Below are 26189 nucleotides of genomic sequence, written 5' to 3'. Positions count from 1 at the left end.
AAAACATGCCCCAAACCGGCCTCATGATGAACCGCCCACTGCTCATTTCGGGCATCCTCGAACACGGCGCAGCGCAGTTTGGCGATCAAGAAATCGTCTCGCGCGAGACGCATGGCCCGTTGCACCGCTACACCTATGCCGATGCGGCCAAACGCGCCCGCCAGTTGGCCCATGCGCTGGCCCAGATGGGCCTGAAGGCGGGCAGCGCGGTCGGCTCGATTGCGTGGAACAACCACCGCCACCTGGAGGCCTATTACGCCGTCTCGGGCAGTGGCATGGTCATGCACACCTGCAACCCGCGCCTGCACCCGCAGCAGCTGATCTATGTGATCAACCACGCCGAAGACGAGGTGGTGTTGTTTGACGCCACCTTCGCGCCGCTGGTCAAAGGCATTGCCGCGCATTGCCCCCAAGTCCGTGCTTGGGTCTGCCTGGCCGATGCGGCCAACACGCCCACCATCGAAGGCGTGGCCAATGTGATGAACTACGAGGGCCTGATCACCGGTCACAGCGACCGCTTTGATTGGCCGGAGTTCGACGAAAACACCGGCGCGGCCCTGTGCTACACCTCGGGCACCACCGGCAACCCCAAAGGCGTGCTGTACACGCACCGCGCCATCGTCATGAACGCCACCACCGCGGGCTTGCCCGATGTGCTGGGCCTGTCCACACAAGAGACCATCTTGCCCGTGGTGCCCATGTTCCACATCAACGCCTGGTGCATCCCCTACGCCGCGCTGGTGGCGGGCACCAAGCTGGTCTTGCCCGGCCCCAAACTCGACGGCCCCAGTCTGTTTGAGTTGATGGACAGCGAACAAGTCACCATCAGTGCGGGCGTGCCCACCATCTGGATGGGACTGATCCAACACGTCGAGCAAAACAACTTGCGCTTTGCCCACATGAAACGCACCTGCGTGGGCGGCTCGGCCATGCCCATGGCGCTGATCGCCAAGTTCATGGACACCTATGGCGTCGAAGTGCGCCACGGCTGGGGCATGACCGAGACCACGGCTGTGGCCACCATGAGCAACCTGAGCCGCGCCGACCGCAACAAGCCCGCCGCCGAGCAGCACGCCATCGTGGCCAAACAAGGCAAAACCGTCTCGGGCATCGAGATCAAGATCGTCGATGAAAACGGCGTCACCTTGCCCCGCGATGGCACATCGCAAGGCGAGTTGATGGTACGCGGCCAGTGGATCGTGGAGCGCTACTTCAAGGCCGAGAAAACCGCGCTGGTGGACGGCTGGTTTCCCACGGGTGACATCGCCACCATCGACGCGCACGGCACCATGCAAATCCGTGACCGCACCAAAGACGTGATCAAAACCGGTGGCGAGTGGATCAGCTCGATTGACCTGGAAAACGCCGCCATCGGCCACCCCGCCGTGGCCATGGCCGCTGTCATCGGCATCAAGCACCCCAAGTGGGACGAGCGCCCGCTGCTGTTTGTCGTGCGCAAGCCGGGGCAGACGCTTGAGAAACAAGAGATCCTCGACTTCCTGGCCACCAAGGTCGCCAAGTGGTGGGTGCCCGACGATGTGGTCTTCCTCGAATCGCTGCCCGTGGGCGGCACCGGCAAGGTGCAAAAAAACGACCTGCGCAAGGAATACGGCGGCGTGTTCAGCTGAAGCGTGTCATGCCGGACTTGATCCGGCATTGAACCCCGTCATGCCGAACTTGATTGGTCTTTAACCCTGTCATGCCGGACTTGATCCGGCATCCATGGTTGAACTGGCATGGACCCCGGATCAAGTCCGGGGTGACAGATGGGAGCGAGGGGCATATGGGAGCAGGGGCATATGGGAGCGAGGGGCATATGGGAGCGGGGTGACATCCATCCCTAAACCTTGGCGCTGGGCCGCTCATCGACCCGGTTGCGCCAGGCCTGCAAGGCGCTCATGCCTTCGTCGCCGGGCACAAACTTCATCAGGCCGCGTGCGAACTCCAGTGCGCAAAACGCGGTGATGTCGGCAATGCTGAAGCGCTCGCCTGCGATCCAAGGCTGGCTTTGCAAGCGCAGGTCAAAGCTACGGGCCACGTCGCGCACCTTCTGGGCTTGCGACCGGCCAAACTCGGGGAACTGCGGCTTTTCCAAAGCGGCCAGCCCGGGATGGCTGTGGCGAATGGCATTGGCAATGCCGCCCAGCAAATACAGCTCCACCTGCCGGTCGGCCATCTCAATGAAGCCCCGCTCATCGCCGTCCACGCCCATCAGGTTCGGCTCGGGATAACGGCCCTCCAGCAGGGTGCAAATGGCGCGGGTCTCGGTGATCACGCGGCCGTCGTCCAGCTCCAAAGCAGGCACTTTGGCCAGCGGGCTCTTGGCCAAATAGTGCGGCTGACGGTGCTCACCACCGTTCAAGTCCAGGTTGACCATCTCGATGCCGGTGATGTTTTTCTCGACCAAAAACATCAGCACCCGGCGGGGGCTCGGGGCACGGTGAGCGGTGTAAAGCTTCATGGCTTGTCCTTGTGGTTTTTAAGCTGCTTGCCTTGGCGGCATAGCGACAAACAGCATCGCAGCCAGCCCATATGTTCAGCACAGACTATCACCTCACCCTTGATCAGACAGCCTCGCAGATGACAGATCTGCACTCAGCTTCGCACGCAACTCACCCGAATGCGACAGTGAGTCACAGGCCGGACAGCGCAAGCATGTTCCCGCCTTTCCAATTGGTGCATGGCCATTGGTTCCACCCTTTTTTCAGAATCACCTATTCCATGAACTTTGACATCCCCCCAGACTTGCAAGCACTGCGCGAGCGCACCCGTCAATTCATCGCCGAACAGGTGATCCCTCTGGAAAACGACCCACGCCACGGTGTGCACGGCCCGTCCGAAGCGCTGCGTCGCGAGTTGGTGGCACGCGCACGCGCTGCGGGTCTGCTCACCCCGCATGCCTCGGTCGAGATGGGCGGGCTGGGCCTGAGCCACATCGCCAAGGCCGTGGTGTTTGAAGAGGCCGGTTATTCCAATCTGGGTCCGACCGCACTCAACATTCACGCGCCCGACGAGGGCAACATCCACTTGATGGAAGAGGTGGCCACCCCAGCGCAAAAAGAGCGTTGGCTGCGCCCACAGGTGGCCGGACTCACCCGCTCATGTTTTGCCATGACCGAGCCCGACCCGGGCGCGGGGGCCGACCCGTCAATGCTGACCACCACCGCCGTGCGCGATGGTGATGACTACCTGATCAGTGGCCGCAAATGGTTCATCACCGGGGCCGAAGGGGCCGATTACGCCATCGTGATGGCCCGCATGGAAGATGGCACGGCCACCATGTTTTTGACCGACATGGACCGACCGGGCATTCGGCTCGAACGCAGCATGGACGCGATGGACAACTGCTTTACCGGTGGCCATGGCGTGCTGTGCTTTGACGATTTGCGCGTGCCGGCCAGCCATGTATTGGGCGAGGTGGGTCAGGGCTTTCGGTATGCCCAAGTGCGGCTGGCCCCGGCACGGTTGACGCACTGCATGCGCTGGTTGGGCCAGGCACGCCGGGCGCATGACATCGCGGTGGATTACGCCAGCCGCCGCAAGGCGTTTGGCAAGCCGCTGGCCGAACACGAGGGCGTGGGCTTCATGCTGGCCGACAACGACATCGACCTGCACACCGCCCGCCTGCACATCTGGCACACCGCCTGGCTGTTGGACCAGGGTCAAAAAGGCGGCTTTGAATCGAGCCGCGCCAAAGTGGCCTGCTCAGAAGCCGAGTGGCGCGTGGTGGACCGCTGCGTGCAAATTTTGGGCGGCCAAGGCGTGACAGCCGAGACACCGGTGATGCGCATCTTCATGGACATGCGCGCCTTCCGGATTTATGACGGCCCAAGCGAAGTGCACCGCTGGAGCATGGCACGCAAGATCGTGCACAAGGCGCAAAAAGCGGCAGAGGGCTGAGGCTCTTTGCCGCCAAGCTTCAAGCTTTGGCCGCTTGCAGTTGTTCCCGCGTTTGCATCGCGACCTTGCGGGCCGCCGCGGCAAAGTCTTCACCGCTCGATGCATACAGCACCGCCCGCGACGAGTTGACGATGATCGGGCCAGCGCTGGAACCGTCGGCGTTGGCACGCCAACCCGCCTTGACAGTGGCTGCTGCATCGCCGCCTTGTGCGCCCACGCCGGGGATCAACAAGGGCACCGTGGGGGCGAGTTCGCGCACACGTTCAATTTCTTTGGGGTAGGTTGCACCGACCACCAAGCCCAGCTGACCGTTCAGGTTCCAGGGGCCTTGGGCCAAACGCGCCACATGCTCGTACAACAGTGGCTGGCCTTCGACCGAAGCCAAGCGCTGGTTTTGCAGATCGTCACCACCGGGGTTAGAGGTGCGGCACAGCAAAAACGCGCCTTTGCCGTGGTACTTCAAATAAGGGGCCACCGAGTCCCAGCCCATGAAGGGCGAGAGGGTCACGGCATCGGCACCATAGCGCTCAAAGGCTTCGATGGCGTATTGCTCGGCGGTTGAGCCAATGTCACCGCGCTTGGCGTCCAAAATGATCGGCACATGGGGGGCCACGCGGCGCATGTGTTCCATCAGGCGTTCCAACTGGCCTTCGGCGCGGTGGGCTGCAAAGTAGGCGATTTGGGGCTTGAAGCTGCTGACCAGATCGGCTGTGGCGTCCACGATGGCGGCGCAAAAGTCGTAAATTTTGTTCGAGTCGCCCTTGATGCGATCCGGGAACTTGGTGGGCTCAGGGTCCAGGCCAACACAAAGCATGGAGCCGTTTTGGCGCTCGGCGGTGCGCAACATGTCGAGAAAGGTCATGCGGACATTTTAAGCGGCGACAGAGCAGGTCGGCGCAGGCGCTGGCGGCGACACCCAGACACACAGGGCCACAGCTAAGATGGCCGCCATGCACAAACTCTCATCCCGGCAATGGACTGTTTTGATCTTGCTCACTCTGGTCTGGGGCATCAACTGGCCGATCATGAAAATCGGGGTCACGGGGTTTCCGCCGCTGACCTTCCGCGCGCTGTGCATGTGGCTGGGCACGCCCGTGCTGGCTTTGGTTTTGGTGGTGCAGCGGGTGCCGTTTCGAATTGGTCGCGCGCATTGGCGCGAGTTGCTCTTGTTGGCGACCTTCAATATGTTTTTCTGGCACGGTCTGATCATCGTGGCGGTGCAGTCGCTGTCCAGCGGACGGGCGGCGATTTTGGGCTACACCATGCCGATGTTTTCGGCCGTTCTGGGGGCCTTGGTGTTTGGAGACCGTCTGGCCAAGCGCGCCTGGGGCGGCGTGGCGGCCGCGTCCATCGGCGTGGTCTTGCTGCTCTGGCACGAACTGTCCAACCTGAGCGGCAAACCCATGGGCGTGCTGCTGGCCTTGGGTGCAGCCAGCACCTGGGCCTTGGGCACACAGCTGTTGCGCCGCACAACAATGCCCGTGCCCACCTTGGCCATTTCTTTCTGGATGGCGTTTTTGACCACCGGGGTCATGACTGTGCTTGCGGTCTTGTTGGAACGCGACCAGTGGCATGCCCCGTCTGAGGCCACTTGGGGCGCCATCGCCTTCAATGCGGTGCTGGTCTTTGGTTTTGCCCAAGCCGCGTGGTTTTATCTGGCCCGCAGCCTGCCGCCCGTGGCCTCTACCCTGAGCGTGATGCTGATCCCGGTGCTGGGTGTTTTCAGCGGTGCAGTGGGCTTGGGGGAGGTCTTGCACTGGCAAGACTGGGCTGCCGTGGCTTTGATGATGTTGTCGATCGCAGCCGTGCTCTGGCCCACGCGCCAGACGAACTGAGGCTTCAACATTCGGCCACAGGGGCGACCTGCCACAACGACGGTTCAAACCTGTCTGCGCGGGAGCAAGCCCCTGCTCGCGAATGGCTGCTCAGCCTTGAACCGTCTTGAGCGCCAGCACCAGATCAGCCCAGGCTTTGGCCTTGTCAGCCGGGCTGCGCAGCAAATAAGAAGGGTGATACGTCACCACCACAGGCACCCCTTGGTAGCTGTGCAATTGCCCGCGCAGCTTGCCAATGGGCTCGGTCGTCTGCAAGACCGACTGCACGGCAAAGCGGCCCATCGCCAAAATCACCTTCGGCTGCACCAGTGAGACCTGCCGCATCAAGTAGGGGGCACAAGTGGCCAACTCTTCGGCCGTCGGGTTGCGGTTGCCCGGAGGGCGGCACTTGAGCGTGTTGGTGATGTAGACGCCACCCTCGCCCTGCGCCTTGCGGTTCAGGCCCACGGCCTTGAGCATGTTGTCGAGCAACTGGCCTGACGGACCCACAAAAGGCTCACCCTGCGCGTCTTCGTCTTCGCCTGGGGCTTCGCCGATCACCATCCAGTCGGCTTGCACATCGCCCACACCAAACACCGACTTTTTGCGATGACCGCACAAATCGCAGGCTTGGCATGCGGCGGCTGTGTCTTGCAGCGTGGTCCAGTCCATGCGGTCCACGCCATCGGCCAAGGGCTTGGCGGTCACCGCCACGGTGGTCTGCAAAGGTGCCACAGGGGCGGGGCGCGAGGCGGGTGGCGAAACGCTTGGCGGGGCAGCGTGTGGCGCGGCAACAGGCAACTCGGCTGACGCGGCAAGGGCCAAAACGGGTGCAGCTGGGGCGACAAGAGCCGCCGCCTGCGGCAAGGGCTCCGGTGCGGCCGCGGCCTGTGGCCACCACACGCGCACGCCCATTTCGGCCAGCATGGCGCGTTGGCGGTCGTCCAGGTCAAATCGGGTGGGGTCGCTCATGTTCGGGCTCACAGTTTCAAACTCATCACCACCGCATGCTCACGCTGCTGGCGGTCTGCCGGATAGTAATCCTTGCGGATGCTGACTTGCCGAAAGCCATAGCGCTCGTACACCTGCAAGGCGCGCAGGTTGCTTTGGCGCACCTCCAACCAAAGCCACTGAGCGCCCTCGTGGCGCGACATGAGCGACAAAGCGTCCAGCATCATGTGGCCCCAACCTTGGCCCTGCCGGGCGGGTGCCACGGTGATGTTGAGCAGGTGCATCTCTTCAAAGCCGCGCATGGCCAAAAAGTAACCCAGCAATTCGCCTTCGAGCCACAGGCATTGAGCGTCGAAAAGCGGGTTCAGTGAGTCGCGAAAATTGCCCCGCGACCAAGGGTGGCTGTAGGCCGTTTGCTCGATGGCCATGACGGCGTCCAGATGGTCCAAGGTCATGGGGGCCAGGGTGACCGCATTGCGCACCGCTTCGGAGGGTTGGACGCGTGCAGTGGTATCGGACTTCGTGGTCAAACCGGTCATGGCTGAACTGCCGCCTTCGCCAGCGCGGCCTGGGCTTTCAGGGCCTCGCGTTCGGCGGTGGTGTTGGCCACTTTGTCACGGATATACAGCGGCATGGCCTGATCGGCCGACACCGCCAGCCCCTGCGCCCACAAGGCCGGTGCCAAACGCAGCAAGGCCGCTGCGGTGGGCAAGGCAAGGCAAGGTTCACCAGCAGGCAGGCGCTCGCCGTAGGCGGCAAACGCATTGCCGGCCAGCAGCACCCGCGCCCCCTCGGGCATGGCCATCTTTTCAGGCGCACCGACCTGCAAAGGTGCCACCTCTTGCCAGCCCCCCTCGGTTTGACCGGGTGCCACCTGCCAGCGGTAGGCAGCGCTGTACACCTCGTCCATGCGGGCATCCAGCAGCGCCAGCACGGTCACATCGGTACCGGCATCGATCAGTCCCGTTTGTACCTGCGCCCAACGCGCCTCTTCGGCGACGGCCATCAATGTGTCCACCGGCAATACGGGCAAATCGGCACCCAAGGCGAGGCCTTGCGCCACAGCACAGGCCGTGCGCAAACCCGTGAAAGAGCCCGGCCCACGGCCAAACACAATCGCGTCCAATGAGGCGAGGGCCATGTCGGCTTCGGCCAACATGGCCAGCACCGCCGGGATCAGGCCACTGGAAGCCTGAGCGCCACCGGGCAGGGTTTGAGTCCAGACCCGATCACCTCGGGCCACGGCCAAAGACAACACATCGGTGCTGGTGTCAAAAGCCAACCAACGCCATTCTTTTGCGACAACGCTCATGGCTTGCCTCCGGCTGTGGCCACGTTGGGCAAAACGACCACCGGCTTGGCCTGGCGAACACCCAACAAAATGCCGCCGGTCACCAGCGCCAGCCCCGCCAGCAAATTCCAATGCATCGGCTCAGCCAAAAACCAGACCGCGCCCAAGGCCGACAAACCCGGCACCAAGGCCGTGATCATGGTCGAGCGCACAGGGCCAAAGTGGCGCACCATTTGCGTGAAGGTGATGCCTGATATGACCACCGAGCCCACCCCCTGAAAAACGGCTTGGAACAGGATCTCGGTCCACGGCACCTGCATCAAATGGGTGGGCAAAACACCGGTGCCGATCAAGAGCAGATACACCGGCACAAAACTCACAAAAGCAAAGGCGGTGATGGCCATGGTGGCGCGCACCGCGTCCAGGCCATGGCGACGCACGGTCACGCTGTAACCCGCCCAGCAACAAGCCGCCGTCATGAAGAGCAAATCGCCTTTCCAGACCTCGCCGCCTTCAAACGCTTTGAGCAAACTCGCGCCCCCCACCAGCACATCGCCCAACACAATGAATGCCAAACCCATCGCGCGGGCCGACGAGACTTTTTCGCGCAACACCAGCCAGGCCAGCAAGGTGGTCCACAAGGGCAAGCTGCCGGGCATCAGCACCGAAGCGTGCGTTGCGGGTGCAAAAAAGAAACCGTTGTAGGCCAGCACGGCATACAGCATGCCGCCCAAAAAACCCGCCTGCACCGTGGGTGTCAAGGGCAAGGGCGACAAGCCGCAAAGCGAGCCCACCTTTTGACCCGCTTGCCGGGCTGGGCGCATGAGCCACCAAGCCCAGGGCAGCAAGATGGCGCTGGCCCCCAAAACGCGCGCCAACGCGATGTCCAAAGGCAGCAAGCCCCGAGACGCCGACGCACGCGCAATAACGATGAAGCCCGTCCAGATGAGCACCGTGATGACCGCCGAGGCCAAGCCCACGGTTTTTGAAGAAAATCGCATGGCCCGAATGATACGGCCCCGCCGTGCCAGGCTCTGGCCATTAGACTCACTGAATGAGCTTGTCACGCGCAACGCGCCTCCTTTTTCCTGTGTGGTCGATGGCCGTGTGCGCTGCGTTGACGTTGGCCTTGACCAGCACACTGCCGACACCCGCCAGCGCACAAACCGCGCCCACAACACACAAACAAGACCCCTTGGCGCAGGCCCACCCCAACGCGCTGCCCCCTGCCGTGCTGAAAACCCTGCGCCAAGCGCAAGTGCCCGCCTCGGCCTTGAGTGTGCTGATCGCCCCTTTGCCTGCCTCGGACACACCGGGCAAGCGGGCCGATGCCCAGCCCCCGCGCCTGTCGCATCGCCCACAAGCTGCCAGCAACCCGGCCTCGGTCATGAAACTGTTCACCACCTATGCGGGCTTGAGCTTGCTGGGTCCAGACCACGTCTGGCGCAACCGTGTTTATGCCGATGGCCCGGTGCGTGACGGCGTGCTGCAAGGCAACTTGGTGGTGCGCGGCAGCGGCGATCCCAAATTGGTGCTGGAGCGCCTGCAAGATCTGTTGGGCCAAGTGCTCGCCGCAGGCGTGCGCGAGGTGCGCGGTGACATCGTGCTCGACCGCAGCGTGTTTGATGTGCGCGAACGCAGCGAGCCCTTTGACGACGAACCACTGCGCCCTTACAACGTGTCTCCAGACGGGCTTCTGCTCAACTTCAAAGCGGTGGTTTACAAGTTCACACCCGACGCGGCCAACGGGCCAGTGCAGGTGCGCTTCGAGCCGCCATTGGCGGGCATGGACGCGCCCACACAAGTGACCGCCAGCACCGCGCCTTGCAACGATTGGCGCAGCCAGCTCAAAGCCGACTTCAGCCAGCCTTTGCAAGTGCGTTTTACGGGCAGCTACCCCGCACGCTGTGGTGAACGCGAATGGCCCGTGGCCTATTCGGACCCCGAACAATATGCGCCCCGCGTCATGCAAGCGATGTGGCTGGCCGCAGGCGGGCGTCTGAGTGGTCAGGTGCGCTACGGGCTGCGTCCTGCATCGGCACGCTTGCTGGTGGACGCCCCCTCGTTGACCTTGGCCGAAGTCATTCAGGACATCAACAAGTTTTCCAACAACGTGATGGCGCAGCAGTTGTTTTTGACGCTGTCCAGCGAATTGGGCGCACCCGGTCGCTTTGAAGCCTCGCGTTTGCGCATGTCCCGTTGGTGGCGCGAGGGCTTCAGCGGATTCGACGAGCCCGCGCTGGACAACGGCTCGGGCCTGTCGCGCACCGAGCGCAGCAGCGCGGCGTCTTTGACGGCTTTGCTGCAAGCGGCCCACAGTGGCCCGCACGCCCAGGCTTTTGCCCAATCGCTCTCACTGGCCGGGGTCGATGGCACCACCGCCCGACTGAAAGAGCGCAACCCGCAGTCCCCCGTGATCGGCAAGGCCTGGCTCAAAACCGGCTCGCTGCGCGACGTGGTATCGGTTGCGGGTTATGTGCAAGGCCAAAGCGGCCAGCGCTACACCGTTGTCGCCATCGTCAACCACCCCAACGCCAACCAAGCCCGCCCCGCCATCGACCAGTTGCTGGAATGGGCGGTACGTGACCAGAACAACTTTGAAAATGCGCGAACAGCCGTTCGACCCAGCACCAAAGGCCAACGACAATAAGCCCATGACCTTGATTGACTGGATCGGCTCCTTCGCCGCATTGATCACCACCGCCAGCTTCATTCCGCAAGCTTGGCAAACCTTCCGCACACGCGATGTGAGCGGCATTTCGCTGGGCATGTACAGCCTGTTCACCGTGGGCGTGGCGCTGTGGCTGGTCTATGGCATTTTGTTGATGGCTTGGCCCATCATCATCGCCAACACCATCACCACCAGCTTGGCGCTGATGATTTTGGTGATGAAGCTGCGCTACCGCTGAAACCCTTTTCAGGCCGCAGCGCGTTGCAAGCGATCACGCACACCTTCCCATTCGGGGGTGTCGGGCGGCAGTTGCACCCAGATTTGCTGCACGCCACGGGCATCCAGATCGCGCAACACGCTGAACAGCGCGTGTGCAGCCTGATCGGCGGCTTGTGGCTGGGCGCGCCACACCACACCGGCTCCGGCATCAGGGCGCACAGCCGACCACACCCCCAGATTGTTGGCATGCGGCCCCAGGGCCTGCAGCTTGGCCGCGATGTCATGCGCTGACATCAAGCGCACTTTGGCGCGAGGCGCGTAGTGTGATTCGAGCGTGCCCGAGGCGCGGGGCGCGGCTTGAGCCACAGCGTCTTTGTCACGCAGGGCGCGGGCGCAGGCCGCCTCGATTTGGGGCCGGGTGATGTGTCCGGGACGCAGCAACACCGGCTCACCACGCGTGCAGTCGATGATGGTGGACTCAATGCCCACATCGCATTCGCCGCCGTCCAAAATCAACAAGTCAGGCCCCAGCTCAGACTGCACATGCGCCGCCGTGGTTGGGCTGACGCGGCCAAAGCGGTTGGCACTGGGGGCCGAAACGCCTTGCACGCCGAGCGCCAAGCCCGCCTTGAGCAGCGCCTGGGCCACCGGGTGCGATGGGCAGCGCAAACCGATCGAATCTTGCCCCCCGGCGGAAGCCGTGGCCACACCGGGCTGGCGCGGCAGAATCAAGGTCAGGGGACCGGGCCAAAAAGCCTGGATCAGGCTCTGCGCAAAATCCGGCACCTGCGCGGCAAACACAGGCACTTGGTCAGCGCTGGCCACATGCACGATGAGTGGGTGGTCGGCGGGGCGACCTTTGGCCACAAAGATGCGGGCCACGGCGGCGTCGTCGGTGGCGTTGGCCGCCAAGCCGTACACGGTTTCGGTGGGCAAGCCGACCAGCTGGCCGCCTTGCAAGGCTTGCGCCGCGCGGGCAATGGCCGCGTCGTTGGCACTCAGGATCATGGTCGCCTTGCTGCTGAAGTCAGAACGCTTCAATGCCCAGCAGCGCCGCCGCTTGCAAGGCGGTGGCCCGCACGGCCTCGGGCGTGGCCCCTGTGATGTTCAGGTGCCCCATCTTGCGACCGGGCCGGGCTGACAACTTGCCGTACAGGTGCAAATGCGTGCCGGGCAAAGCCAGCACACGCTCCCAAGCAGGGCTGGCACCTTGGGGCCACAGGTCGCCCAGCAGGTTGAGCATGATGGCGGGCGAATGCTGGCGCGGTGGGGTCAGCGGCAAACCGGCCAAGGTGCGCACTTGCAGCTCAAACTGCGACTGGTCGCACGCGTTCATGGTGTAGTGGCCGCTGTTGTGCGGACGCGGCGCCATTTCGTTGACAACCAGCTGGCCGCCTTTGAGGATGAAGAACTCCACGCACAGCACGCCCACGTAGTGGATGCCTTCGGCAATCGCGCGTGTCGCGGCCACGGCTTGTGCAGCCAACTCGGCAGGCACGGCGCCTTCGTACACGCTGGTCACTGCCAAGATGCCTTCGCGGTGCAGATTCAGCTGCACCGGAAAGTTGACGATCTGGCCATCGACCCCACGCGCCACGATGACCGAGCACTCGGCCTGCAAAGGCAGCATTTTTTCGAGCACGCAGGGCACGTTCTTGAGCTGGTCCCAGCCCGCCGCCAGCTCTGCGCGTGTTTTGACGCGGATCTGGCCTTTGCCGTCGTAGCCCATGCGGGCGGTCTTCAAAATGCCGGGCAACAGCTCATCGCCCACGGCCGCCAGTTGTGCGGGCGTGGCAATGACCGCGTGCGGGGCCACCGGCACACCGCAACGCACAAAGTGGGCTTTTTCTGCCGCGCGGTCTTGCGCGATGGCCACGGCGTCGGCGCTGGGTGCCACAGGGCGTTGAGCGCCTAGGGTCATGAGGGCGGGCGCGGGTACGTTTTCAAATTCGGTGGTGATGGCCGCGCAGCACTGCACCAACTGCGCCAGACCCTGCTCGTCCACATAGTCGGTCTGCACATGGTGGTGGCTGACTAAGCCCGCTGGGCTGGCCGGGTCGGGGTCGAGCACGGCGGTGAAATAACCCATGGCTTGCGCCGCGTGCACAAACATGCGGCCCAACTGGCCACCACCCATCACGCCCAGCGTGGCGGGCTGGCCATTGACCGTGGCCCCCGGCAAGATGGCCCGGCTCATGCGCTGCCCACAGGTGGCAAGGTCATGGCGCGTGCCGCTTCGGTCTGCGCGGCGCGGAAGGCTTCGAGCTTTTGGCGCAGCGCCGCGTCGTGGTTGGCCAGCATGGCGACGGCAAACAGGGCGGCGTTGGCCGCACCCGCCGCACCGATCGCAAAGGTGGCCACCGGCACGCCCTTGGGCATTTGCACAATGCTGTGCAGCGAATCCACGCCCGACAAAGCCTTGGTCTGCACGGGCACACCCAGCACAGGCACCACGGTTTTGGCCGCGATCATGCCGGGCAAATGGGCGGCACCGCCCGCGCCCGCGATGATGGCCTGCAGGCCCCGTTCGGCGGCGCTCTGTGCATAGGCGAACATGTCGTCCGGCATTCTGTGGGCCGAAACCACACGGGCATCGTGAGGGATGCCAAACTGTTGGAGAATCTGGACTGCGTGCTGCATGGTGTCCCAGTCGGAGCTGGAACCCATAACGACGCCGATGAGCGCTTGAGTCATTGGGTGCTTTTCGTGATCAATGTCGAATTTTAAGGTTTCACCCAAACGGGTCCGAAACACAACCCGGAACACTGCCTGCCATGATGGACGTCACGATACAAAATTTTGAAGCCGAGGTCATCGAAGCCTCCATGACCACGCCCGTGCTGGTGGACTTTTGGGCTCCGTGGTGCGGCCCCTGCAAATCGCTCGGCCCCGTCCTCGAAAAGGTAGAAGCCGCCTACGAAGGCCGCTTCAAACTGGTCAAGATCAACTCCGACGAAGAACAACAACTGGCCCAGGCCTTTGGCATCAAAAGCATCCCGACTTGCGTCTTGCTGATGAATGGCCAACCGGTCGATGGTTTCATGGGCGCTTTGCCCGAAGGCCAAGTTAAGCAATTTCTGGACAAACACCTGCCCGCAGCCGAAGCACTGCAGGCCCAAGCTGCCACCGAAGAAGCACAAGAGCCTGAGCAAGCGGGCGACGCGCCCAGCGCCCGCACCACCTTGGAGCAAGCCCTGGCCACTGACCCCGGCAACGACGATGCCCGCTTTGACTTGGTCAAACTGCTGATCGGACTGGGTGAGCTGGCCGAAGCCGCTGCCTTGCTGGCCCCGACCATGAGTCGCATCCCGGTGCCCTTGCGCTTTGAGGCGCAAACCCAGTGGCTCAACGCCTTGGAATTCGTGACCAACGACCCACGCGGCCAATGGGAACTGGCGAAGTTCGACGAACTCATCGGCCAAAACAAGCGCGACTTTGAAACCCGCTTTGCCAAAAGCCGCCTGCTGATCGCCGTGGGCCAGTGGGAAGCGGCCATGGACGAGTTGCTGGAAATCATCATGCGCGACAAAAAGTGGGACGGCGAAGCGCCGCGTAAAACCTTTGTTGCCCTGCTGGAGCTGATGACCCCACCCAAATCCAAGGCACAAGACGCCACGGGCAAATCGGCAGGGGGCATCGAGCTGATGGGCAAAGCCGCCCTGCAAGAAGACCCGCTGCTGGCCATGATCTCCAGCTACCGGCGCAAGCTGAGCATGATGCTCAACTGACGATCCGCGTTTTCGCGCCACAAAGGCTCGGACAAGCTGCACGCTGTGCAGGCTTTCCGGGCCTTTTTCATCGCCGTCGACTGTGACGCATGACTCAAAACGTCAATGCGAATTGACTTAAATGGCATTTTCAATCGCCATGTAATACCTGGCGTTACAGACACTTACGGATTTGCAAGGCCATCAACCCATGCCAAAGACAGTCCAAGGAGCTACGCACCTAGAATCCAGAACACCACTTTGTGATTCATTTTCATATGCCACGCACTCAACCCTTGATCACCCCTGAAGAGCTGCAATGCCTGCTGGGTTCTGCGCCTGCGCGTGGTGCGGGTTGGGGTGCCCGCCTCTGGCTGCATGTGCTGCATGTGGGTGCAGCGCTTTGGTTGGTCAAAGGCATTTTTCTGTATGGCGTGCTCATGAGCCCAGAAACCGCCAGCTTGGTGGGCAGCAGCCGCTACTTTTGGCTGCGCGGCAGCCTGGAGCTGGTGTGCCTGTCGGCCTTCTGGGGGGCCGCACTGCACCCACGCGGCCGTTCTGTCGCCTTCGCCAGCATGCTGGTGGCCAGCACCACTTTGCTCATGGACGCCATGACCCTGCTGGCCTTGGCTGGCTGATTTCGCATTCCCCCATGTCAAAGGCGCTGCCATGCAGCGCCTTTTCTCTGGGTTTCAGAATGCCTGAGTTGGTTCAGGCCATCAGCTTGTTCATGGCTTCTTCGTATTTGGCGGCCGTTTTCTCAATCACCTCACGCGGCAAACGGGGTGCAGGTGGGGTTTTGTCCCAAGGCTTGCCATTGACCTGCGCCGTTTCCAGCCAGTCGCGCAAAAACTGCTTGTCGTAGCTGGGGGGGTTGGCCCCTTCCACATAGCTTTCGGCAGGCCAGTAACGCGAAGAGTCGGGTGTCAGCACCTCGTCCATCAAGACCAGCGTGCCGTCGGCGTCCAGACCAAATTCGAATTTGGTATCGGCAATGATGATGCCTTTGGTCGCCGCGATGTCGCGGGCCGCCTTGTACAACTGGATGCTGATGTCGCGGATACGGCCTGCCAAATCGGCGCCAATCATGTCCACCGTTTGCTCGAAGGTGATGTTTTCATCGTGCTCGCCCACGGCGGCTTTGGCAGCAGGGGTGTAAATCGGTTCGGGCAAGAGGCTGGCATTTTTCAGGCCTGCAGGCAACTTCACGCCGCACACCGCCTGGTTGTCCTGATATTCCTTCCAACCGCTGCCGGCCAGGTAGCCGCGTACCACCGCTTCGACCGGAATGGGCTTGAGGCGCTTGACCAGCATGGAGCGGCCTTGCACCTGCGACACCTCATCGGCCGACACCACGCTCTCAGGGGCATCGCCCGTCAGGTGGATGGGGCAAATGTTCAAGCCCTTGGGGCCAAGCTGGTCAAACCAAAACAGCGCCATTTGCGTCAACAGCACGCCTTTGCCGGGAATCGGCTCGCCCATGATCACGTCGAACGCGCTGATGCGGTCAGACGCCACCATCAGAATGCGGTCGTCGCCCACGGCATAGTTGTCGCGCACCTTGCCACGGGCCAGCAGGGGCAAGGAAGTCAGGGCCGAGGTGTGGAGGGCAGAGGTCATGGCAAAAACAGTCAAGCAACAACAAAAAAGAAAAAGGCCCGTTGAACAGGCAACGGGCCATTCGGGTCAATTATCGCAGGACCGGCAGCACACTATTGGTACTGCAGGGCACACGCATCAACGGACCACTTGGGCCAGTTCGCCCTTGGCGTAGCGGGCAGCGACCACTTGCAGGGTCTCGCCCTTGATCTTGGGGGCCTGGCCTTCGCAGCCGAACTCCAAGTAACGCTGCTTGCACAACTGTTTGGCCGCTTCGCGGGCGGGCTTGAGCCATTCGCGGGCGTCAAATTTCTCAGGGTTTTCAAACAAAAACTTGCGGCAAGCGGCCGTCATGGCCAAGCGGATGTCGGTGTCGATGTTGATTTTGCGCACACCAAACTTGATGGCTTCCTGGATTTCCTCGACCGGCACGCCGTAGGTTTGCTTCATCTGACCACCGTACTGGTTGATCATGGCCAGCAACTCTTGCGGCACGCTGGACGAGCCATGCATCACCAGATGGGTGTTGGGGATGCGGGCGTGGATTTCTTTGACCCGCGAGATGGCCAGAATGTCGCCCGTGGGCTTGCGGCTGAACTTGTAAGCCCCGTGGCTGGTGCCAATGGCAATGGCCAAAGCATCCAGGCCTGTGGCCTTGACGAACTGCGCGGCTTCTTCGGGGTCGGTCAGCATCTGGCTGTGGTCCAGTTTGCCCACCGCGCCAATGCCGTCTTCTTCACCGGCCTCGCCGGTTTCGAGGTTGCCCAGACAGCCCAGCTCGCCCTCGACCGACACGCCCAGCTTGTGGGCCATTTCGACCACGCGGCGGGTCACATCAACGTTGTACGCAAAATCGGCTGGGGTTTTGCCGTCTTCGAGCAAGGAACCGTCCATCATCACCGAAGAAAAACCGAGGTTCATGGCGCCTTGGCAAACCGCCGGGCTTTGGGCGTGGTCCTGGTGCATGACCAGTGGAATGTGCGGCCACTGCTCGGTCGCGGCTTGAATCAAATGTTTGATGAAAGGCTCACCCGCGTATTTGCGAGCGCCCGCGCTGGCCTGCAGGATGACCGGCGCACCGACCTCGTCGGCAGCGGTCATGACGGCCTGGACTTGCTCTAGGTTGTTGACGTTGAAAGCTGGAATGCCGTAGCCGTTGACGGCTGCGTGGTCCAGCAGCTCGCGCATTGAAACGAGTGCCATGGTGGTGATGTCCCGGGAAGTTGAAAATTCAGGCGAGCTGGGATGTACCCGGCTTGTAACTGGACATGATTTTATAGGTTTCGATCTGACACAGGCCTGAACCACTCGCCCGCCAGCAGACCATCGGCTGGCGAGTCCAGGGTCTGCGCGAACCGCCCGAAGGGCCGCCCGCTTGGCGGGCGTGCCCCTCAAGAGGGGCCGTTTGAGGCCCTCGCTGTCAGGCGACTTTGCAGATTTTGAGCATGTTGGTGCCACCGGGCGAGCCCATGGGCTCACCGCAGGTGATGGCGTACACATCGCCCGAACCCACAATGCCCCGGCTTTTCAGGTGCGTTTCGGCTTCGGCCAGGGCCGTGTCACGGTCGGCGCTGGTGTCCATCAACAAAGGCCGCACGTTGCGAAACAAGGCCATCTTGCGCTGCGAGGTCAATTTGGTGGTCAGGGCGTAGATCGGGATGTGCACCCGGTGACGGCTCATCCACAGTGCGGTAGAACCCGATTCGGTCATGGCCACGATGGCTTTGGCACCCAAGTGGTGGGCTGTGAACAAGGCCCCCATGGCGATCGACTGGTCAATGCGGCTGAAAGACTGGCCCCGGAAATCGGCGTCCAGCAACACGTCCTCAGCGCCTTCGGCAGCCAAACAAATCTTGGCCATTTCTTCCACGGTTTCCAGCGGGTATTTGCCCGCTGCGGTCTCGGCGCTCAGCATCACGGCGTCGGTGCCGTCCAGCACGGCGTTGGCCACATCGGACACCTCGGCGCGGGTGGGCACCGGGTTGGTGATCATGCTTTCCATCATCTGGGTGGCGGTGATAACGACCTTGTCGTGCACCTTGGCCAGCTTGATCATGCGTTTTTGCAGTGCAGGCACGGCGGCGTTGCCCACCTCGACGGCCAAATCACCCCGGGCGACCATGATGCCGTCGCTGGCCTTGAGGATCGCTTCGAGGTGGGGAATGGCTTCGGCACGTTCGATCTTGGCGATCAAACCGGGCTTGTGGCCGTATTCGGCCCCCGCCACGTTGCACAGCTGGCGGGCCATTTCCATGTCGGTGGCGTTTTTGGGAAAGCTCACCGCCACATAGTCGGCACGCAGGCTCATGGCGGTCTTGATGTCGTCCATGTCCTTGGCAGTCAGGGCTGGTGCCGTCAGGCCGCCACCTTGTTTGTTGATGCCCTTGTTGTTGGACAGCTCGCCACCGAGCTTGACGGTGGTGTGCACCTGCTCGCCCTTGACGGCGTTGACCGTCAGCACGATCAGGCCGTCGTTGAGCAAGAGCACATCGCCCGCTTTCACGTCACGGGGCAGTTCCTTGTAGTCCAGGCCAACACCTTGCAAGTCACCGGGTTCGGTGCGCGAGGCGTCCAGCACAAAAGGCTCGCCCGGCTCCAGCATCACTTTGCCTTCGGCAAACTTGCCCACGCGGATCTTGGGGCCTTGCAGGTCGGCCATGATGGCCACTTCGCGACCAGCACGCTGAGATGCTGCACGCACCAGAATGGCGCGGTCCACATGGTCTTGTGCCTTGCCGTGGCTGAAGTTCAGGCGCACCACGTTGACCCCGGCGCGGATCATGGCTTCGAGCAGGGCAGGATCGCTGGAAGCAGGGCCTAAGGTGGCAACAATTTTGGTGGCACGACGTGTCATTCGAGAGATCTCCATGTAATTTGGTTTCAATTTTCACACGAAATCGGTTACATCACGGGTTCTTTTGGCTGCGCTACCCTGGACGCCGGGCAGCAAGGGTGAGGCGACGCCCCCGCCCAGAGGTCCAGGGATATATGCCGATTCCCCCCCTCTGAGGCCCCTCAATTGATCCTTGTCAGCCCAACAAGATGTCAGGGCGACTAAACTTATGCCCAAGCTACCTACACAGAATCGTCATGACCGCATTGCACACACCGACTACTGACCAGCCCATTTCTTTGGACCAGCCTCTGCCGCACCGCAAAACTTTGCGCGAATGGCTGATCCCCTTGTCTGAGCGCAGCACCGTCCGGGCCTTTGTGCTGTTGATCCTGGACTACGCCCTGTTTTTCAGCCTGATCACAGGCACCATCGCCCTGGATGCCGTCTGGGCCAAAGTGATTTGCGCGCTGGCCGCCGGCTTCGTGATCGGCCGTTTGTTCATCATCGGCCACGACGCTTGCCACCAGAGCCTGACGCCCCGCCGCGAACTCAACAAGGTGCTGGGCCGCATCGCGTTTTTGCCCTCGCTCACGCCCTACAGCCTGTGGGACACCGGCCACAACGTGGTGCACCACGGCTACACCAATCTGAAGGGCGTGGACTTTGTCTGGACACCCCTGACAGCGACAGAGTTTGAGGCCCTCAGCCCCATGCAACGCCTGCTGCAGCGCGCCTACCGCAGCGGCTGGGCTCCTGGTTTGTATTACATGATCGAGATCTGGTGGAAGCGCGAGTTCTTTCCAAATAAGAGCCACATGCCTACACGCCGTCCGATTTTCTTCAAGGACAGCTTGCTGGTCACCCTGTTTGCCGCCTTCTGGATCGCCACCCTCGCGGCGGCGGCCGTCTACACCGGCCAATCGGTTTGGCTGTCGGTTTTGCTGGGTTTTGCCGTGCCGTTCTTCTTTTGGAACACCATGATCGGTTTTGTGGTGTATGTGCACCACACGCACGTCAAAGTGTCTTGGCACGACAACAAAGCCGCCTGGACCAAGGCCGCGCCCTTTGTGTCCACCACCGTGCACCTGACCTTCCCGTTCAACATCGGCGCACTGATGCACCACATCATGGAGCACACCGCACACCATGTGGACATGAGCATCCCGCTGTACCGTTTGAAGCAAGCGCAGGCCAAGCTCGAAGAGATGTTGCCTGGCCGCATCATCGTGCAGCGCTTCTCTTGGAAGTGGTACTTCGAGACCGCTAAGAACTGCAAGATGTACGACTTCACACGCGAGTGCTGGACCGACTTCAAGGGCAACATGACCAGCCCGGTACGGGGCAACCTGCCCGCCACAGCGCAAGCCTGAACGATCATTCGTTTGAAACCACAAAAAACCCCGCCATGCGGGGTTTTTTGTTGGGCGCAAGCAGCTCATGTCCAGCTTGGTCAGGGGCACCTGGTCTTGTCATGCCAGCGAACGCGGGTATCCATGGCCACCAAAGGCATGGACCCCCGATCAAGTCGGGGGTGACAAAAAGATCCATGGACCCACTTGGAGATCCATGGACCCACTTGGCTCCTGGCTGTCCCGACGGCAACTTCAACCCGCAGCGCGCTTGGCCAGAATCTCGAACGCGGGCAAGGTCTTGCCTTCGAGGATTTCGAGGAACGCGCCGCCACCTGTCGAGATGTAACCCACCTGCTTTTCAATGCCGTATTTGGCAATCGCGGCCAGGGTGTCACCACCGCCTGCAATGCTGAAAGCACTCGACTCGGCAATCGCTTGCGCGATGACCTTGGTGCCGTTTTCAAAGGCGGCGAACTCGAACACGCCCACCGGGCCATTCCAGACAATGGTGCCCGCCTGCTTGAGCTGAGCGGCCAATTTGGCGGCTGTCTCGGGGCCGATGTCCAGAATCAGGTCGTCGTCTTCCACTTCGGTGGCTTTTTTCACCGTGGCCACTGCGTCAGCCGCAAAGGTCTTGGCCGTGACCACATCGGTCGGGATCGGCACTTCGGCACCACGGGCTTTCATGGCGTCGATCACCGCCTTGGCCTCGTCCACCAAGTCGGCTTCGGCCAGGCTTTTGCCAATGTTCAGGCCTGCGGCCAGCATGAAGGTGTTGGCAATGCCGCCGCCCACGATCAGTTGGTCCACGTTTTGCGACAGGCTTTTGAGGATGGTCAGCTTGGTGCTGACTTTGCTGCCCGCCACGATGGCCGCCAGCGGGCGCTTCGGGTTGGCCAGGGCTTTGCCGATGGCGTCGATCTCGGCGGCCAGCAGGGGGCCAGCGCAAGCGATGGGGGCGAACTGGGCAATGCCGTAGGTGGTGCCTTCGGCGCGGTGGGCGGTGCCAAAAGCGTCGTTCACGTAGATGTCGCACAGCGCGGCCATCTTGCGGGCCAGTTCTTCGTTGTTCTTTTTCTCGCCCTTGTTGACGCGGCAGTTCTCGAGCAGCACAACCTGGCCAGGGGCCACGGTCACGCCATCGACCCAGTTGGCCACCAGCGGCACATCACGGCCGAGCAACTCACCCAGACGCTTGGCCACCGGGGCCAACGAGTCTTCGGGCTTGAACTCGCCTTCGGTGGGGCGACCCAAGTGGCTGGTCACCATGACGGCCGCGCCAGCGGCCAGCGCCATCTGGATGCAGGGCACGCTGGCCCGCACACGGGTGTCTTCGGTGATGCTGCCATCGTCGGCTTGCGGCACGTTCAGGTCGGCACGGATGAAAACGCGTTGGCCTGCGGCTTGGCCGTTGGCACACAGATCAGAAAAGCGGATGACGTTCATGATGGGGCTCGGTTGAGAAAGTGACTTTTTGTGATTTTAAAAGCGGGCATGAACAGCGGCTGACACCTTGGCCGGTACGAACCCCGAACAACGCCGGGATGGCCCATGAATCACCAGCCTAGGCCAAGATGCAAAGGCAGGTACACGGCCATGCCCGCGATGATGGTGAACAGCACATCGCGCCGCCAGAAAAAGACAGCCGTACCGACCACGGCCGAAAACAAGCGCGCGTCTTGCCAGGTGGTGATCAGCACGCCTTGCACGGTGACGATTTCGGGCACCACCACCGCCGACAAAGCGGCAATGGGTGCGTATTGCAAGCCGCGCTGTGCCCAGTGGGGCAACTGCCAGCTCTTGCTAGAGATGAAAAAGAAACTGCGCGTGAGCACCGTCACCAGTGTCAGCCCGACGATGACCGCCAAAGTCCAAAGATCGGTGCCACCCCATTGCAGGCTCATGCGGGAGCTCCCGGGCTAGGCCGAATTTTTTCGACCGTCAGGCACAAAACCACGGCCACGGCAATCGCCACCACGATGTTGAGCTTGAGTGGCAAGCTGTAGGCCACCACCGCCGCCACACCCGCCACCGCAGCCGACAACATGCGCATGCGCGAACTGGCCAAGGAACACTGGATGCCCAGCAGGCACAAAATGCCCGCAAAGCCCAAGCCCCAGCTGGGCGGGATCAGGTTGGCCAATGCGATGCCCACAAAACTCGCCACGATCCAAGACAACCAGTTGAGGAAATCGTTGCCCGCCAAGTAAGCCTCTTGCTCGTGCCGCTCTTGCGCGGTCTGGCCCGGTTGCGCGTATTTGCGGGTGAACAGCACGTAACTGATGTCGGCCGTCAGGTAGGCGTGGAACATGCGCTGCCAACGCGGCAGGTGGATGAGGAAAGGCCGCAGGTGCAGGCTGAACACGACAAAGCGCAAATTGACGCAAAACCCCGTGGCCAAAATCACCCAGGCGGGCGCACCCGCCACGATGAGCGGAATCGATGCCAGCTGCGAGCTGCCCGCAAAGACCAACAGCGTCATGGCGCTGGCTTCGAACACACTCATGCCCGACTTGACCATGGCCACGCCGGTCATCAGGCCCCAAGCGGCAATGCCCGGCGACTGCGGCGACACCTCGCGCATGCCCACCACAAAGGCGGGGTGACGGTACAGGCGCGAAAGGAAAAACATCAGGCCACCACCAGGCGCTGACCGGTCTGCAAGGGGCAACCGCGCAAGAAGTCGGCGGCACTCAATCGCTTGCCGCCTGGGCGCTGCAACTGCGTCAGGCACAGCTGGCCTTGCCCGCAGGCCACTCGCACGCCGCTGGCATCGGCCTGCACCACCGTACCGGGCTCGGCCAAGGTCTGCAATGGCTCGGCCACAGCCTGCCAGAGCTTGAGGGTTTCTGTGCCGGATGCCGTCGTCAAAGGCGCTGTCATGCCCGGGAAGGGATCGAACGCGCGGATGCGCCTGGCCAACACCTCGGCACTCAAGGCCCAATCCAGAGCCGCTTCGGCTTTTTCGATCTTGTGCGCGTAGGTCACGCCCTCCAGCGCTTGGGTTTCGTGCGTCAAGGCATCGAGCGAGGCCACCGCCTGCACGATGGCCTCGCCGCCCAAAGCAGCCAGGCGGTCGTGCAGCACGGCGGTGGTGTCGGTCGGCAAGATGGCCTCGGGGCGCACCAGCAGCATGTCGCCCGTGTCCAGTCCCGCGTCCATCTGCATGATGGTGATGCCGGTTTGCGTGTCACCAGCCTCAATGGCGCGGTGTATGGGCGCAGCACCGCGCCAGCGTGGCAGCAGCGAAGCGTGGATGTTGAGGCAGCCACGGGGTGGCAAGTCCAAGGTCCACTGCGGCAAGATCAAGCCATAAGCGGCCACGACCATGGCCTCGGCCTGCTTGTCGACTTTGGCGGCCAGCAAGGCCTCGCGGGCGGCGGCGGCGTCTTCGGGGTATTTGCCATCCAGGCGCAAGCTGCGGGGCTGGGCCACGGGCACCGCGTGGTCCAAAGCCCATTGTTTAACGGGCGAAGGCTGGAGTTTCATGCCGCGCCCAGCAGGGCGGTCGGGTTGGGTCAGCACCAGCACGATCTCGTGCCCTGCGGCGTGCAAGGCGGCCATGGCCACTTGGGCAAATTCGGGCGTGCCCGCAAAAATCAAACGCATGCCGTGCTCAGCGCTCGGCTTTTTGGGCTTTGACCAGTTTGGTCTTGATGCGGCCTTGCTTGAGCGGCGACAGGTATTCGACAAACACTTTGCCCAGCAGGTGGTCCAGCTCGTGCTGAATGCAAATGGCCAGCATGCCCTCGGCCTCCAGGCTTTGCGACTTGCCGTGGCGGTCCAGCGCCGTGACCTTGACCGCGGTGGCGCGTTCCACGCCGTCGTAAATGCCCGGCACCGACAAGCAACCTTCTTCGCCTTTGACGCGCTCGTCGCTCATCCAGGTGATTTCGGGGTTGATCAGCACCAAGGGCTGATTGCGCTCTTCAGACACATCGATCACCACCAAACGCTCATGCACGTCGATCTGCGTCGCCGCCAGGCCAATGCCGCTGGCGTCGTACATGGTGGCCAGCATGTCGTCGATCAGGGCGCGAATGCGGTCATCGACCGTTTGCACGGGCTGGGCCACCTTGTGCAGGCGGGCATCGGGGTAGCAAAGAATGGGAAGCAGGGCCATGGGGTGCTCAAAACGGAGAGGAAATCAGGGCCGTATTGTCCCCAATTTCCAAAGCATCTGCCAAAGTCGGCCATCTCAGTGGCTGCGTGCAAGCTCAGCGGGTGACTGCACAGGTCGAAAAGATGTCCAACTCCGGCTTGGCCAGACTGGTTTTAACTTGGGTCAAGCCCAACACCGAGTGAAACAGGTTGTCGTGCGACAAGGCCTTGCCGCTTTGCGCCTGCAAGCACGACATGCTCCAGCCACGTTGACGCTGCATGGGCTTGGACAGCCACACCACCATGGGCACATGGGTTTGCTCTTTCGGGGCCATGCTGTAGGGCATGCCATGCAGATAAAGCCCTTTTTCGCCCAAAGACTCGCCATGGTCAGACATGTACATCAAGGCGGTGGGGCGTGATTGGGCTTGCAGCCAGTGCACGGTCTTGGCGATGAAATGGTCGGCGTAAAGAATCGAGTTGTCGTAGGCATTGACGATCTGCTCGGGTGGGCAGTTTTGCAAAGCGTGGCTGCTGCACTCGGGCTTGAACTGTTTGATCGCGTCTGGCGAGCGCTTGTAATACGCCGGGCCGTGGCTGCCCATCTGGTGCATCACCACCACCGTGCCTTTGGCCCGCTTGAGCGGGTCCAGCGCGGCCAGCTGTTTGGGCAACTCGTGCAGCATCACCTCGTCCAAACATTCACCGTCTTTGCAAAACTCGGCCACCTTCAGCGCTGTGGTGGACACCGTCGGCACGCGTTCACACACGCCTTTGCAACCGGACTGGTTGTCCAGCCAAAGCACCGCCAAACCGGCCCGCTGCAAGACATCGAGCACACTCTCAAAACGCTGGTTGCTGCCCTCATAAGCCGCCTTGCCCAAATGCGAGAACATGCACGGCACCGAAGCTTGCGTGCTGGTGCCACAGGATTTCACATCCGAGAAATACGTCAGGTCACCCTGCGCCTGCAATTGGCGCAACTGTGGCGTGGTATCGCGGGCATAACCACTCAAGCCAAAGTTGGCGGCTCGGGCCGTCTCGCCCAAGACAAACACCACCAAGGGCGCTTGGTCTGGCGTCGAAACGGGGGCCACCAGTTGGGCGTCTTCACCAATCGTCTGCAATGGCTGGCTGGCCTGAGCCGCTTGCCCCACAAACAGCCGGGCGATGGCGTACACGCTGTTAAAAGGGTTGATCATGTAGCGCAAATGCTTGTGGTTGCGCGTCAGTGAGGCGATGTCCTGGAAGGACATCCAGAACAAGCCCAAGGCCACCAGCAAGGCCAGCAAGGACACGCCCAATTGCCGCAAGATCAGCGGCTTGGCGTTCACGGCACGAACAGGCTGACGCCACAACCAGATGGCGGGAACCACCACCCCGACCACCAAGGCCGCCAGCATGGTCCACGACAACAGGTCGCGCACCTCGCGCACATCGGTTTGCACCACGTTGGCCAACATACTGGGGTCGATGACCACCCCATAAGTGAGCATGAAATAACTGCTGGAAGTCGCCGTCAGCAACATCACCATGGCCGCAGGCTTGAGCCAGCGTGGCCAGACCCACAGGCACAAAAACCAGCCGACCAAGCCCACCAAAATCAGCCACAGGCTGGTCATGGTGGTCAGCGCACGAAAACCCTGTGTTTCAGGCAGCTTCCAGATGGCCATCCAGAACGGGAAATTGCCCACGGTGCACAACCAGACGGTCAAGACCGCCAGCAAGGTCGTGGGGTGCCAGGCAGA

The 26189-nt window shown here is 62.1% G+C and carries 26 protein-coding genes; 8 read left to right on the top strand and 18 right to left on the bottom strand.

Annotated elements, in window-relative coordinates:
• Nucleotides 1-5: 5 nt before the first annotated feature.
• On the top strand, nt 6-1628 hold the full coding sequence (locus ACZ5RG_RS00240; RefSeq protein ID WP_464447501.1) for a long-chain-fatty-acid--CoA ligase: 1623 nt from the start codon (nt 6-8) through the stop codon (nt 1626-1628).
• A 212-nt stretch (nt 1629-1840) separates the two neighbouring features.
• Here ACZ5RG_RS00240 and ACZ5RG_RS00235 read toward each other — a convergent pair whose 3' ends face one another.
• Nucleotides 1841-2461 (bottom strand): glutathione S-transferase family protein, encoded by a 621-nt coding sequence (locus ACZ5RG_RS00235; RefSeq protein WP_312261067.1) that lies wholly within the window; start codon nt 2459-2461, stop codon nt 1841-1843.
• Between the two features lie 260 nt (nt 2462-2721).
• Between ACZ5RG_RS00235 and ACZ5RG_RS00230 the strand changes: the two genes are divergently transcribed.
• Nucleotides 2722-3900, top strand: coding sequence for an acyl-CoA dehydrogenase family protein (locus ACZ5RG_RS00230; protein ID WP_464447500.1), 1179 nt, complete (start codon nt 2722-2724; stop codon nt 3898-3900).
• Nucleotides 3901-3919: 19 nt separating this feature from the next.
• On the opposite strand, the gene pyrF is transcribed toward ACZ5RG_RS00230, so the two are convergent.
• Nucleotides 3920-4762, bottom strand: coding sequence for an orotidine-5'-phosphate decarboxylase (gene pyrF / locus ACZ5RG_RS00225; RefSeq protein ID WP_315236818.1), 843 nt, complete (start codon nt 4760-4762; stop codon nt 3920-3922).
• Nucleotides 4763-4850: 88 nt separating this feature from the next.
• Between pyrF and ACZ5RG_RS00220 the strand changes: the two genes are divergently transcribed.
• Entirely contained in the window at nt 4851-5735 is an 885-nt protein-coding gene (locus ACZ5RG_RS00220) for a DMT family transporter (RefSeq protein WP_464447499.1), read from the top strand.
• A gap of 90 nt (nt 5736-5825) precedes the next feature.
• On the opposite strand, the gene ACZ5RG_RS00215 is transcribed toward ACZ5RG_RS00220, so the two are convergent.
• Genes ACZ5RG_RS00215 through ACZ5RG_RS00200 form a run of 4 tightly spaced genes read right to left on the bottom strand, consistent with a single transcriptional unit; the run spans nt 5826 to nt 8957 of the window.
• On the bottom strand, nt 5826-6686 hold the full coding sequence (locus tag ACZ5RG_RS00215) for a uracil-DNA glycosylase (protein ID WP_464447498.1): 861 nt from the start codon (nt 6684-6686) through the stop codon (nt 5826-5828).
• Between the two features lie 8 nt (nt 6687-6694).
• A complete protein-coding gene (rimI, locus tag ACZ5RG_RS00210; RefSeq protein ID WP_298596927.1) occupies nt 6695-7204 on the bottom strand; it encodes a ribosomal protein S18-alanine N-acetyltransferase in 510 nt (169 codons plus the stop codon).
• Nucleotides 7201-7977: a tRNA (adenosine(37)-N6)-threonylcarbamoyltransferase complex dimerization subunit type 1 TsaB gene (gene tsaB, locus ACZ5RG_RS00205; RefSeq protein ID WP_464447497.1), complete on the bottom strand. Its 777-nt coding sequence runs from the start codon at nt 7975-7977 to the stop codon at nt 7201-7203. Before tsaB ends, rimI begins: the two co-directional genes overlap by 4 nt.
• Nucleotides 7974-8957 carry a DMT family transporter gene (locus ACZ5RG_RS00200; RefSeq protein ID WP_464447496.1) on the bottom strand — a complete coding sequence of 328 codons (984 nt, stop codon included), beginning with the start codon at nt 8955-8957 and terminating at the stop codon, nt 7974-7976. Before ACZ5RG_RS00200 ends, tsaB begins: the two co-directional genes overlap by 4 nt.
• 53 nt (nt 8958-9010) lie before the next feature.
• On the opposite strand from ACZ5RG_RS00200, the gene dacB reads away from it, so the two are divergent.
• Both dacB and ACZ5RG_RS00190 read left to right on the top strand, forming a co-directional pair.
• Nucleotides 9011-10606, top strand: coding sequence for a D-alanyl-D-alanine carboxypeptidase/D-alanyl-D-alanine endopeptidase (gene dacB, locus ACZ5RG_RS00195; RefSeq protein ID WP_464447495.1), 1596 nt, complete (start codon nt 9011-9013; stop codon nt 10604-10606).
• A 4-nt stretch (nt 10607-10610) separates the two neighbouring features.
• Nucleotides 10611-10865 (top strand): SemiSWEET transporter, encoded by a 255-nt coding sequence (locus ACZ5RG_RS00190; protein WP_298596915.1) that lies wholly within the window; start codon nt 10611-10613, stop codon nt 10863-10865.
• 8 nt (nt 10866-10873) lie between these two features.
• Here the strand turns inward: ACZ5RG_RS00190 and ACZ5RG_RS00185 are convergent, their stop codons facing one another.
• The 3 genes from ACZ5RG_RS00185 to purE are packed head-to-tail and all read right to left on the bottom strand — an operon-like array spanning nt 10874 to nt 13540.
• Nucleotides 10874-11854, bottom strand: a complete 981-nt coding sequence (locus ACZ5RG_RS00185) for an L-threonylcarbamoyladenylate synthase (RefSeq protein ID WP_315138529.1) — start codon at nt 11852-11854, stop codon at nt 10874-10876.
• Nucleotides 11855-11873: 19 nt separating this feature from the next.
• Nucleotides 11874-13043 carry a 5-(carboxyamino)imidazole ribonucleotide synthase gene (locus ACZ5RG_RS00180; RefSeq protein WP_464447494.1) on the bottom strand — a complete coding sequence of 390 codons (1170 nt, stop codon included), beginning with the start codon at nt 13041-13043 and terminating at the stop codon, nt 11874-11876.
• On the bottom strand, nt 13040-13540 hold the full coding sequence (gene purE / locus ACZ5RG_RS00175; RefSeq protein WP_298602390.1) for a 5-(carboxyamino)imidazole ribonucleotide mutase: 501 nt from the start codon (nt 13538-13540) through the stop codon (nt 13040-13042). Before purE ends, ACZ5RG_RS00180 begins: the two co-directional genes overlap by 4 nt.
• 80 nt (nt 13541-13620) lie before the next feature.
• Here purE and trxA point away from each other — a divergent pair, with 80 nt between their 5' ends.
• Both trxA and ACZ5RG_RS00165 read left to right on the top strand, forming a co-directional pair.
• Nucleotides 13621-14574, top strand: coding sequence for a thioredoxin (gene trxA / locus ACZ5RG_RS00170; protein WP_464447493.1), 954 nt, complete (start codon nt 13621-13623; stop codon nt 14572-14574).
• Between the two features lie 257 nt (nt 14575-14831).
• On the top strand, nt 14832-15191 hold the full coding sequence (locus ACZ5RG_RS00165; RefSeq protein ID WP_464447492.1) for a hypothetical protein: 360 nt from the start codon (nt 14832-14834) through the stop codon (nt 15189-15191).
• Nucleotides 15192-15264: 73 nt separating this feature from the next.
• Here ACZ5RG_RS00165 and ACZ5RG_RS00160 read toward each other — a convergent pair whose 3' ends face one another.
• The 3 genes from ACZ5RG_RS00160 to pyk form a co-directional block, all read right to left on the bottom strand.
• A complete protein-coding gene (locus ACZ5RG_RS00160; RefSeq protein WP_312261042.1) occupies nt 15265-16173 on the bottom strand; it encodes a phosphoribosylaminoimidazolesuccinocarboxamide synthase in 909 nt (302 codons plus the stop codon).
• A gap of 117 nt (nt 16174-16290) precedes the next feature.
• On the bottom strand, nt 16291-17355 hold the full coding sequence (gene fba, locus ACZ5RG_RS00155; protein ID WP_312261040.1) for a class II fructose-bisphosphate aldolase: 1065 nt from the start codon (nt 17353-17355) through the stop codon (nt 16291-16293).
• A gap of 217 nt (nt 17356-17572) precedes the next feature.
• A complete protein-coding gene (gene pyk / locus ACZ5RG_RS00150) occupies nt 17573-19006 on the bottom strand; it encodes a pyruvate kinase (RefSeq protein ID WP_298598862.1) in 1434 nt (477 codons plus the stop codon).
• 236 nt (nt 19007-19242) lie between these two features.
• Between pyk and ACZ5RG_RS00145 the strand changes: the two genes are divergently transcribed.
• Entirely contained in the window at nt 19243-20358 is a 1116-nt protein-coding gene (locus tag ACZ5RG_RS00145) for a fatty acid desaturase (protein WP_464447491.1), read from the top strand.
• A gap of 234 nt (nt 20359-20592) precedes the next feature.
• Here ACZ5RG_RS00145 and ACZ5RG_RS00140 read toward each other — a convergent pair whose 3' ends face one another.
• The 6 genes from ACZ5RG_RS00140 to ACZ5RG_RS00115 form a co-directional block, all read right to left on the bottom strand.
• The gene (locus tag ACZ5RG_RS00140; protein ID WP_312261035.1) at nt 20593-21786 is read right to left on the bottom strand and encodes a phosphoglycerate kinase; all 1194 of its coding nucleotides are present in this window, start codon (nt 21784-21786) and stop codon (nt 20593-20595) included.
• 110 nt (nt 21787-21896) lie between these two features.
• The gene (locus tag ACZ5RG_RS00135) at nt 21897-22244 is read right to left on the bottom strand and encodes an AzlD domain-containing protein (RefSeq protein ID WP_315237272.1); all 348 of its coding nucleotides are present in this window, start codon (nt 22242-22244) and stop codon (nt 21897-21899) included.
• Complete coding sequence (locus ACZ5RG_RS00130; RefSeq protein ID WP_298598874.1) at nt 22241-22972, bottom strand: AzlC family ABC transporter permease; 732 nt, start codon at nt 22970-22972, stop codon at nt 22241-22243. The genes ACZ5RG_RS00135 and ACZ5RG_RS00130 overlap by 4 nt, the downstream gene beginning before the upstream one ends.
• Nucleotides 22972-23949 (bottom strand): methionyl-tRNA formyltransferase, encoded by a 978-nt coding sequence (gene fmt, locus ACZ5RG_RS00125; RefSeq protein WP_464447490.1) that lies wholly within the window; start codon nt 23947-23949, stop codon nt 22972-22974. The genes ACZ5RG_RS00130 and fmt overlap by 1 nt, the downstream gene beginning before the upstream one ends.
• 7 nt (nt 23950-23956) lie before the next feature.
• Complete coding sequence (gene def / locus ACZ5RG_RS00120) at nt 23957-24463, bottom strand: peptide deformylase (RefSeq protein ID WP_298598879.1); 507 nt, start codon at nt 24461-24463, stop codon at nt 23957-23959.
• 94 nt (nt 24464-24557) lie between these two features.
• Nucleotides 24558-26168 (bottom strand): phosphoethanolamine transferase, encoded by a 1611-nt coding sequence (locus ACZ5RG_RS00115; RefSeq protein ID WP_464447489.1) that lies wholly within the window; start codon nt 26166-26168, stop codon nt 24558-24560.
• Nucleotides 26169-26189 lie beyond the last annotated feature (21 nt).

Source organism: Limnohabitans sp. TEGF005, assembly GCF_055394835.1.
Note: the sequence above shows the minus strand (reverse complement) of the source record. Positions and strands in the feature narration are given on the sequence as shown.